Origin of the sequence: Bradyrhizobium sp. AT1, from assembly GCF_001590795.1 — a bacterium.
In the GTDB taxonomy this organism is placed as follows: domain Bacteria; phylum Pseudomonadota; class Alphaproteobacteria; order Rhizobiales; family Xanthobacteraceae; genus Bradyrhizobium.
On record NZ_JXDL01000001.1, the window covers coordinates 4101346 to 4112191 of the forward strand.

At 64.8% G+C, this 10846-nt stretch carries 8 protein-coding genes; 6 read left to right on the forward strand and 2 right to left on the reverse strand.

Features of this window, described 5'->3' with window-relative positions:
- From SE92_RS19155 to galE, 3 genes are all read left to right on the forward strand, one after another.
- On the forward strand, positions 1–622 hold a 622-nt coding region (locus tag SE92_RS19155), incomplete at its 5' end, for a nucleotide-binding protein (RefSeq protein WP_502686769.1).
- A complete protein-coding gene (locus SE92_RS19160; protein WP_063197464.1) occupies positions 615–1418 on the forward strand; it encodes a WecB/TagA/CpsF family glycosyltransferase in 804 nt (267 codons plus the stop codon). The genes SE92_RS19155 and SE92_RS19160, both read left to right, overlap by 8 nt.
- A gap of 19 nt (positions 1419–1437) precedes the next feature.
- Positions 1438–2430: a UDP-glucose 4-epimerase GalE gene (gene galE, locus SE92_RS19165; RefSeq protein WP_063197466.1), complete on the forward strand. Its 993-nt coding sequence runs from the start codon at positions 1438–1440 to the stop codon at positions 2428–2430.
- 80 nt (positions 2431–2510) lie between these two features.
- Here the strand turns inward: galE and SE92_RS19170 are convergent, their stop codons facing one another.
- Complete coding sequence (locus SE92_RS19170) at positions 2511–6626, reverse strand: sensor domain-containing phosphodiesterase (RefSeq protein WP_063197468.1); 4116 nt, start codon at positions 6624–6626, stop codon at positions 2511–2513.
- A gap of 296 nt (positions 6627–6922) precedes the next feature.
- On the opposite strand from SE92_RS19170, the gene SE92_RS19175 reads away from it, so the two are divergent.
- From SE92_RS19175 to SE92_RS19185, 3 genes are read left to right on the forward strand one after another with little or no spacing between them, the layout of a single operon-like run.
- Positions 6923–7975: an Ldh family oxidoreductase gene (locus SE92_RS19175; RefSeq protein WP_063197470.1), complete on the forward strand. Its 1053-nt coding sequence runs from the start codon at positions 6923–6925 to the stop codon at positions 7973–7975.
- 21 nt (positions 7976–7996) lie between these two features.
- Positions 7997–9364 (forward strand): LLM class flavin-dependent oxidoreductase, encoded by a 1368-nt coding sequence (locus tag SE92_RS19180; RefSeq protein WP_063197472.1) that lies wholly within the window; start codon positions 7997–7999, stop codon positions 9362–9364.
- A 15-nt stretch (positions 9365–9379) separates the two neighbouring features.
- Positions 9380–10165, forward strand: coding sequence for a fumarylacetoacetate hydrolase family protein (locus SE92_RS19185; RefSeq protein WP_063197474.1), 786 nt, complete (start codon positions 9380–9382; stop codon positions 10163–10165).
- Between the two features lie 104 nt (positions 10166–10269).
- Here SE92_RS19185 and SE92_RS19190 read toward each other — a convergent pair whose 3' ends face one another.
- Positions 10270–10725, reverse strand: coding sequence for an Lrp/AsnC family transcriptional regulator (locus tag SE92_RS19190; protein WP_063197476.1), 456 nt, complete (start codon positions 10723–10725; stop codon positions 10270–10272).
- Positions 10726–10846: the final 121 nt, after the last annotated feature.

Here is a 10846-nt window from a genome sequence, read left to right on the forward strand (position 1 = left end):
GAAGCTGCTCAACGCCTGGCGCGACATGCGCGCCGCCGTGGCGCGGCGTGCCGGCGGCAAGGCGATGCCGGTGATCGCGCTTGTCGGCGGCGGCGAGACCACCGGGCGCAGCGTAAGCGCGCTGAATTTCGCGCTCGCGGCGGCCCGCGATGGCGCCCGCGTGCTGATGATCGACGCCGACCATCAGATGCACGCGCTCTCCAACAAGGTCAGCCGTCCCGGCAAGAGCGAGCCGAGCAGGCTCGGCTGGCTCTCGATCGGCAGCAAGGCTGCACGCGAGATCAAGACGGTCAACGGCATTTCGGTGCTGCCGGCCGGCGAAGGTGATGCCGGCAAGGCTACTGATGCGATCCGCAAGGCGATCGCCCAGGCACGCGCCGCGGGCGGCTATGACCTCGTGATCCTCGACGGCCCGGCGATGCCGCTTCTCGCCGCCAGCCGCAAGCTGCTCGACGACACGGACGCGCTGGTTGCGGTGCTGCCGACCAGCCTCGACATCAACGACAGCCTGGAAGAGATCCTGACCGCGCTCGGCCGCGCCGAGCGCAAGCTCGTCGGCGTCGTGCTCGACGAGCTCACCCCTGCAGTCGAAGCGCGCCAGCGAGGCAAACAATATGCTTGAGCGCCGCGTCAACATCGACGGACGGGCAGCAACTGCCGAAGTGCCGCGGATCACCGTCGGCGGGCTGCGCATGGCCGCGATCGACCTGGAAGCCACCGCCGACTTCATGATCGAGGCGACCGACCCCAACCATCGCATCGGCCGTCCGTTGTTCCTGACCTCGGCCAATGGCGAGGTGCTGGCGCGCTGCTCGACCGAGCCGCAGACCGAGCGCCTGTTCCGCGCCGCCGACCTGATCAATGCCGACGGCCAGCCGCTGGTGGCGGCCTCGAAGCTGCAATCCTGGTTTCCGCTGCCCGAACGCGTCGCGACCACCGACCTGTTTCACGTCGTCGCGCGCAAGGCGGAAGCAGCGGGCCGCAGCTTCTACATGTTCGGCGCCAGCGAGGACGAAAACCTCGCGGCCGTCGAGAATGTCCGGAAGCTGTATCCGAACCTGAAGATCGTCGGCTACAGCCACGGCTATCTCAAAGGCGATGCGCTGCGCGCGAAGGTCGAGGAGATCAACGCGCTTGCGCCTGATTATCTGTGGGTCGCGCTCGGCGTGCCCAACGAGCAGGCATTCGTGAAGGAATTCACGCCGCATCTCACCAATGTTGGCGTTATCAAGACATCCGGCGGGCTGTTCAACTTCCTGTCAGGGAGCCGCGCTCGCGCGCCGCAATGGATGCAGAAGATCGGGCTGGAATGGGCCTGGCGCACCCTGCTTGAGCCGCGCCGGCTGTTCTGGCGCTATTTGACCACCAACCCCCGCGCGCTCTATCTTCTCTTCAGCCGCAACCGACCCCTCCGCTAAGAGAAGAGCACCAGACGACATGACCGATCGACCGACTGTCCTCGTCACGGGAGGCGCGGGCTACATTGGCTCGCACGCCTGCCGCGCATTGACTGCCGCCGGCTATCAGCCCGTCGTTTATGACAATCTCTCGACAGGTCATCGCAGCTTCGTTGCCGGCCCCCTGGTCATCGGCGACCTGCTCGACGGCGCGGCGCTGGCGCGCGCCTTCGCCGACCACGAGATCACGGCGGTGATGCATTTCGCGGCGGCAAGCCTGGTCGGCGAATCCATGACGGATCCGCAGAAATACTATGTCAACAATGTGCAGGGAACGCTGTCGCTGTTGCAGGCGATGCGCAATGCCGGCTGTCACCGCATCGTGTTCTCCTCCACCGGCGCCGTCTACGGCAATGCCGATTCCAAGGAACTGCCGGAGGACTTTCCCTGCGCTCCGATCAATCCTTACGGCGCTTCGAAATGGATGATCGAGCGGATGCTGGCTGACTACCGCTCAGCCTACGGCTTCGGCGCGTTCTGCCTGCGTTATTTCAACGCCAGCGGCGCCGATCCCTCAGGCGGCATCGGCGAACTGCGCGACAACGAAACCCATCTCATTCCCCGCGCCATGATGGCGCTGCAAGGCCATGTCGATTTCGCGGTGTTCGGCGATGATTACGACACGCCCGATGGAACCGCGATCCGCGACTACATCCACGTCACCGATCTGGCGGCAGCGCATGTGGCGGCACTCAAGCTGCTGGAACAGGGACATGCCGGCGGCAGCTTCAATCTCGGCACCGGCGCCGGCTTCTCGGTGCGCGAGATCCTCGACGCCATCAGGCAGGAGACCGGGCGCGAGGTGCCGCACACCGTCAGGCCGCGCCGCGCCGGCGATCCCACTTATCTGGTCGCTGACCCCTCCGCGGCACGGAAGGTGCTGAACTTCGTGCCGCGTCACTCCGATTTGCCTACGGTCATCCGCACCGCCTGGGCCTGGCACCAGAAGGCGCATCCGCTTAAGTCGCGTTAGAGCCTGTAAAACAGATTTGGTTGACACGTTGGAGCTGTGCACCTCTCCCGCTTGCGGGAGAGGTGAACGAGCCGCAGCCATCAGACGACGGCGCGTTTCAGGCGTGACGCCGCAGCTTCCGTGACTGCAACGTCCGGCTCCGGCTGGAGCGGCGGCGCGATGGGCAGAACCATGGGCCGCAGCAGCTCGGCCATCTGCCGCGCCGGCAACGGCTTGGCGATGAGGAAGCCTTGCATCTCGTCGCAGCCATGGGCGCGCAGGAACGCCTCCTGCTCGACGTTCTCGACACCTTCGGCGACCACGGTCATGCCGAGCGCCTTGCCCATGCTGATGATCGCTTGCGCGATCGCCTGGTCTTCCGAATCGTGCGGCAGGTCGCGCACGAAGGAGCGGTCGATCTTGATTGTGTCGATCGGGAAGTGCTTCATCAGCGACATAGACGAATAGCCGGTGCCGAAATCGTCGATGGCAAGGCGAATGCCGCGGCTCTGGATGGCGTCGAGCACCTTGAGCGCACGTCCGACGTTGCGCATCATCATGCTCTCGGTGACCTCGAGCTGGAGCAGCACGGGGGACATGCCGCTGGCCGCGAGCGCCTCGTCGACGTCCTGCAACAAATGCTCGTCGGCGAACTGCCGCGGCGACAGATTGACCGCCATCGACAGCGGCAGCAGGCCGCGACGCTGCCAGGCCATGGCCTGCGAGCAGGCCTCGTTGAGCACCCAGCGGCCGATCGGCACGATCAGCCCGGTTTCTTCCGCGAGCGGAATGAACTGCGCCGGTGAGACGCTGCCGAGGTCGGGATGCGTCCAGCGCAGCAGCGCTTCCACGCCGGTGATCTGGCCGGTCTCCATCTCCACCTTGGGCTGGTAGTTCAGCGAGAACTGGCCGCGCTCCAGCGCCCGGCGCAGCGCGCTCTCCAGCGACAGCCGTTCGATCGACTGCGTCTTCACTTCCTTGGAGAAGAAGCGATAGCCGTTCTTGCCGTCTTCCTTGGCGAGATACATCGCCATGTCGGCGTTCTTGGTCAGCGTCTGCGCGTCGGAACCGTTGGCCGGATACATCGCGATGCCGATCGACGCCGTGGTGTGGCACTCGTGCCCGGCGAGCTCCATGGGCTGGGCGAGCGCGGTCAAAAGGTCGGTCGCGATGTGCTGGACATCGTCGATCTCGCCGCACTGGTCGAGGATCACCACGAACTCGTCGCCGCCGAGGCGCGCCACCACGTCGCTTGCCCGCAGCGCCCCGCGCAAGCGATTGGCGACCTCGAGCAGCAGCAGGTCGCCGGCCTCGTGCCCGAGCGAATCGTTGATGACCTTGAAGCGGTCGAGGTCGATGAACAGCACCGCAAAACGGTGATCGTGTCGCTCCGCCGTGGCGATCGCCTCGCGCAAGAGCCCGTTGAAGGTCTCGCGGTTCGGAAGGTCCGTCAGGCTGTCATGCGAGGCGAGGTACTCGATCCGCTCGTCCGCCTCGTTCTTGGCGTCGGCGCGATCGAAATTCTCCATCGCAAAGGACACGTTGTCGGCAAGACGCTGCAACAGCTCGACGAACTCGGTCGTAAAAGTCCCCGGCTCCGTCGACATGTAGATCATGACGCCGACGGCCTGGTCGTGCACGATCAGCGGAAATGCCGCGCCGGAGCGCGCGCCGTCGCCGCGCACGACGGCGTGGAAGGCGCTCACGCGCTGGTCGTTGAGATAGTCGTTGCTGATGCAGGGCTGGCGCGTGCGGAACGCCGTGCCGCTCATGCCGCGCCCTTCGGGCCGCTCCGGATCGATCGAGAGGCGGACGTTGCGCGTGGTGTCGGCGGAGGGGCCGGCGCTCGCCACGATTTCCAGCTGATCGCTGTCGGCCCTTGCCAGCGCGATGGTGGTCGAGGTGAACTTGGCACCGTTCGACGCCGCAAGACACACGAGATCGAACAGCTCGGCGCGCGACTTCGCCCGCATGATCGCCTCGTTGGTCGCGCTCAGCGCCGCGAACATGCGCCTCAGGCGCTCCTTCTGCGCCTCGGTGCGGGCCTTCTCCTCGGCACGCTCGAAATTGTCGAGTGCGAACGAGACGTTTTCTGCAAGACGGGCCAGCAGCTCGACCAGATCGGGCGTGAATGTGTCCTCCTCCGGAGCGAGGAAGAGCAGGATGCCGATCGGCTTCCGGCCGTCGCGCAGCAGCGGGAAGCTCGCAGCCGCGCGGGTCCCGTCCTCGACGGCCTTGGAGCGCCAGTGCGCCGATCGCGGATCGTGCATGTAGTCGTTGATGACGCTCGGCCGGCACGTCCGCAGCGAAATTCCGATGATTCCCTGGCCTTCGGGATGATCCGGGGAGATCACGCAGGTGCGTCCGACCATCCGCTCCTGGAGCCGCCCCTTCACGGCGACGACCCGGACCAGCTCGGATGCCTCGTCGATGATTCCAATCGTCGCCGAGGCGAACACGTCGCCCAGCACGGCTGCCTGACATGCGACGTCGAACAGCTCCTCGCGGGTCTCGGCACGCATGATGGCTTCGTTGGTGGCGCTCAACGCCTCGAACATGCCGCTCAGCCGGTTTCGCTGCTTGTCGGCCTTGGCCTTCTCCTCAGCGCGGTCGAGATTTGCGATCGCGAATGACACGTTGCGCGCAAGACGTTCCAGCAGCTCGACCAGCTCGGGCGTGAACGTGCCGATCTCCAGGGAATTGAACAGGAACACGCCCTCAGTGCGATCACCGTTGAGCAACGGCAGCGCCGCGGAGGATTTGACGCCGGTGCGGCGCGCGCTGTCGTACCACGGCTTGAGGCGGTCGTCGGCCAGCAGGTCGTTGGTCAGGCACGGCTTGCCGGTGCGGAAGCACGTACCGGTCAGGCCTCGCCCTTCCGGCACCTTGTCCGTCGTCGCAAATTTCAGACTGCGCACCTCATCGGAATTCGGTCCCGCGGAGGCGACGACGCGCAGCAGCTCGGAGGAAGGCTCAGCGAGCGCGATCGTAGCCGAGCCGAACTTGCCGCCTTGCACCGACGCTTCGCAGACGAGATCGAACAGCTCGGCCCGCGACGTCGCCCGGATGATCGCTTCATTGGTGGCGCTCAGCGCGGCGTACATGCGCGCCAGCCGCTCCTCCTCGCGCGCGATCTCAGCCTTTTCCTCGTCGCGGTCGAAGTTCTGGAGCGCAAAGCACACGTTCTCGGTCATGCGCAGCAACAGCGCGACGATGCCCTCGTCCTTCGCCCAGGACTTGCTCACGAAGAAGAACATCACGCCGACGCTGATTCCGCGCTTGATCAGCGGCGCCGCGACGCAGGCGACCGCCCCGGCATTGATATTGGCCCGCTCCCAGGTGGTTCCCTTGGTGCGACCGACAAGGTCGTCTTCGACCATCGCCTTCTGCGTCCGGAAGACCTGGCCGGAGATGCCACGACCGTGAGGATTCTCAGGGTCGATTGAGTAGCGCGCCTGCCGGATCAGGTCGAGATTCTGTCCGGTCGCGGCCACCGGTGTCAGCCAGTGCGAGTTTTCCTCGCGCAGCAGCACGAAAGTCGCCAGCGATTTTCCACCATGCACTGCTGCGTCGCAGACCCGCTGATAGAGGTCCAGTTCGGTATTGGCCTTGAGGATCGCCTCGTTGGTCGCGCTCAGCGCCCCGAACATGCGATTGAGCCGCCGCATCGCCGCTTCGCTCTCCCGACGCGCTCCCTCTCGCTCGAAATTCTCGAGCGCATAGGAAATGTTGGCCGACATGCGCTCGAACAGCGACACCATCTGCTCGTTCAGCGAGCCGGCTTCGCGGCGGGTCACGTAGAGCACGCCGACGCTCTTGCCGTTGCAGAGCAGCGGCAACGCCGCAGCCGCGCCGATGGCGGCCGAAGCCGCACCCGCGCGCCACGCCAGCGAACGCGGATCGTTCAGATAATCGTTGCTGATGCACAGCTTCTGTTCGCGAAACGCCTCGCCACCGACACCGGAGCCTTCGGGTGTACCGGCTTCTGTCGTGATGACGAGCGAGCGGAGTCGCGGGATGTCGTCGCCGCAGCCGGCCACGAAACGCAAGCGGCTGCCATCCGGTCCCACCAGGAACACGGCGACCGCCAAAAAATCTCCGCTCGAAAACCCGGCGTCGCAGACCTTCTGGTACAGCTCGTCCGGCGATTTCGCATAGAGAATCGCTTCGTTGATGGCGCTCAACGCCGCAAATGTGCGCGCGAGTGTCGTCGACACGATCTCAGCTCCCGGGCATTCTGCCAGTTTCTCCCGGGTGACTTTATGAACGACCATCGCCTAAGTGGTCGTTATTGCGCGCTGCAAACCAGCGATCAAAGTGAACGAGCTACGAACGACCTGCGGCAAACCTGACGGAAATACCGCCGCGCGGGACGAATCCTCGTCAAGGGCGGGTTCTCTTTACGATTTTGCAGCCCTGTATTGGTTTACGGGAGATTGATATCGCCGCTGCGCTTTGAGACGATGACTTCAACAATCAGCGCCCGACAAGGGCACGAAGCTCGGGGAACGCCATGCCGATCGTCAAGGCCGATCGCCTCACGCGCATCAGCGCCGCCTTGCTCCGCGCCGCCGGAGCCTCCGAGGAAGAGGCCGACGCCGTCGCAAAGGGCTGCGTCAACGCCAACCTCGCCGGCCACGACTCCCACGGTGTGATCGCCGTTCCCACCTATGTCGACCGCATCAAGGCCGGCCACATCGTGCCCGGCGCCAAATGGACCATCGTCCAGGAAACGCCGACCACGACCGTGATCGACGGTCATTGGGGTTTTGGTTTCCACGTCAACGCCAAGGCGATGGCGCTGACGATCGAGAAAGCCAAGACGGCGAATGTCGCGGCGTGCACCGTATTCCGGCAGAGCCATGTCGGCCGCCTCGCCGCCTATCCCTTGATGGCGATGCGCGAGGGCATGATCGGGATCGCGACGGCGGATTCGGGCCGCTCGCCGAAGCACGTGGCGCCGTTCGGGGGCAAGGAGGCGCGGCTCGGCACCAACCCGATCTCGATCGCGGTGCCGTCCGATCTCGATACGCCGTTCTATCTGGACATGGCGACCTCGGCGGTCGCGGCCGGCAAGATCCAGCTCGCGGTCGCACGCGGCGAGGAGATTCCGACGGGATGGATCATCGACGCCGAGGGACGGCACACCACCGATCCCACGCAATACCGCAAAGGCGGCGCGCTGCTGCCGCTCGGCGGCACCGAGGGCTACAAGGGCAGCGGCCTCGCCGCCATGGTCGAAGTGCTGTGCGGCCTGCTCACCGGGCTCGGTTTCGGCGTCGAGCCGACGGGGCGGCACAATGACGGCTGCTTCATGGCGGTGTTCAACGTCGCCGCGTTCCGGCAGCTAGCGGACTTCAAGTGCGAGGTCGCGGAGTTCGCGCACTATCTCAAATCGACGCCGCCGTCCGAGGGCAGCAAGGGCGTCTACTATCCCGGCGAGATCGAGGGCCTGCGCGAGCAGCAGCGCCTGCGCGACGGCATCGAGATCGAGGATGCCACGTGGGAGAAACTGCGCGCGCTGGCGAGGGAATACCGGCTCGACACCGTGCTCGATCTGGGCTGACGGCATCAGGAGAACAGCAGCATGACGAGACAGATGGTCCTGGTCGGCTTCCTCCAGGCGCAGAACTGCACCAATTTGCCGAGCTCCTGGCGGCATCCGGACTCGCGCGACGATTCCATGTCGGCGGACTATTATCAGGCGATCGCCAAAATTCTCGAAGCCGGCAAGTTCCACATGGCCTTCTTCGACGATCGCCTGGCGATGCCGGACCGCTATGGCAACGACCACGCCCACACCGTCGAATACGGCATCCGCTGCGTGAAGATGGATCCGTTGATCGTGCTGACCACGATGGGCATGGTCACCGAGAAGCTCGGCTTGGGCGCGACCTGCTCGACCACCTATTACGAACCATTCGACGTCGCGCGCCGGTTCGCGACGCTCGATCTGATGTCCGGCGGGCGCGCGGGCTGGAACGTCGTCACCTCGCTCAACGACGGCGAAGCCCTCAACATGGGGCGCGACTCCCATCCCGAACATGATTCCCGCTACGACAAGGCCGACGAGTTCATGGAGGTCGTGCTCGGCCATTGGGACACCTGGGAGGACGGCGCGCTCATCATCGACAAGAAGAGCGGTCGCTTTGCCGATCCAACCAAGGTGAAGCGGCTCGATCACAAGGGGCCGGCCTTCAAGTCGCGCGGACCGTTCACCGTGCCGCGCTCGCAACAGGGCCATCCGGTCATCATCCAGGCCGGCGCCTCCGGCCGCGGCCAGCGCTTCGCCGGCCGCTGGGGCGAAGTGATCTTCACGGCCGCGCGCAATCTCACTGCCGCCAAGGAAGGCTACGCCGCCGTGCGCAACGAGGCCGCCAAGGCCGGCCGCGATCCCGACCAGATGTTCCTCTGCAATCTGACGACGCCGGTCTGCGCCGCCACCAAGGCGGAGGCGGAGGACAGGATGGCGCTGATCAACAAGCTGCCGCTGCAGATCGACGCGCTATCGCTGCTCGCCGAAGCCCTCAACTACGATTTCGCCTCCAAGGACCTCGACGAGCCGCTGACCACGGACGAGCTGAAGAGCATGCAGGGCATTCTGGGCATCCGCGACGGCGTGCTGAAGGCCTCAGGCAAGAGCAACCCGAGCGCGCGCGACTTCGTCACCTTCTCCGGCCGCGGCCAGGTGCAGGACGCGATGGTCGGCGGCCCCAAGGAGATCGCCGACAAGTTCGAAGAAATGTTCGTCGAGCGCGGCTGCGACGGTTTCGTCATCGCCGCAACCTACGTGCCCGGCTCCTATGCCGATTTCGTCCAGCATGTCGTGCCGGAGCTGCAGCGACGCGGCCTGTTTCAGAAGGACTATCGCGGCAAGACGCTTCGCGAAAATCTCGGGCTCAGGCGACCGGCGGCGGGCGCCTGGAAGGTACAGCCGCGCGATGCCGCGGAATAACGACGAGGACAAATTATGCGCTGGCTGAAATTCACCACCGCGGGCAAGACGTCGTGGGGGATCGTCGAAGGCGACCGTGTGATCGCAGTCGACGGCGATCCCTTCAGTGAATGGCAGCGCAGCTCGCGCACGCACCCGCTAGCGCAGGTGAAGATCGAGCTGCCGCTGATCCCCCGCACCTTCTACTGCGTCGGCCTGAATTACCTCAAGCACCTGAAGGAGGCCGCCGACAAGGCCGGCACCGTGCCGGCCGTGCCTGACCGTCCCGAGATCGGCTATCGCGCCCAAAACGCGCTGATCGCGCATGACGAGGACGTGGTGATCCCGTCCTTTGCGACGGAGAAGATCCACTATGAGGGCGAGCTCGTCGTCGTCATCGGCAAGAAAGTGAAGCACCTCACTGAAGCCAACGCGATGGATTGCGTGTTCGGCTACACCATCGGCAACGACGTCAGCGAACGCAGCTGGCAGAAGGCCGACCGCGGCCTGTGGCGTTCGAAGAACGCCGACACGTTCAAGCCGATGGGACCGTGGATCGAGACCGAGGCCGATCTCGACACGATGGAAACGATCGTCCGGGTCAACGGCAAGGAGACCAACCGCTTCCGCACGAACGACATGATCTTCGGCGTGGTGCCGTTCCTGGTCGAGCTGACCAGGTATTTCACGCTATGGCCCGGCGATGTGATCTGGATGGGCACCGACGGTGCCTCGCCGGATATCAGGCACGGCGATGTCGTGGAGATCGATATCAGCGGCATCGGGACGTTGCGGAACAGGTTTGTGCGGGAGCAGCCATAGCTCTCGTAGGATGGGTAGAGCGGAGCGAAACCCATCATCTGCAGTCGGCCCGGATAGACCTCGATGTGTTTCGCTATCGCTCTACCCATCCTACGAAGGCTCCTTCAAAACGGCAGCGCCACGCCGGTCTTGATCTCCTTCAGCACCACGTTGCTGCGGACATAGCGGATGCCGGGGATGCGAAACATGAACTCGTCCAGGAAGCGGTTATACGCGACCATGTCCTGCACGACGACGCGCAGATGATAATCGGCATCGCCCGTGGTGGCGAAGCACTCCAGCACTTCGCGTCGTTTGGTCACTCGCGTCACGAACTCGTCGACGAATTTGGCATCGTGCCGCTCCAGCGAGACGTGGAGAATCGCGGACATCGCAAAGCCCGCCTGCTCGCGCGCGACCAGCGCCGCATAACCCTGGATGACCCCGGCCTCCTCCAGCGCGCGCACCCGGCGCCAGCAGGCCGAGGTGGACATGCCGACTTCGTCCGCGAGTTGCTGGTTGGTGGCGCGGCCGTCCTTCTGGAGGCAGGCGAGAATCCGGGTGTCCTGGTCTTCGATCATGGGAACCTCGCATTTTTGCCAGAATCTACCAAAATTTACCTCTTCATGCAAAATCCTACCGGATATGCATCGTCAGACGGATAAATAGGTAAGACCTACCAGCGCCCCAGGCATAACCTCT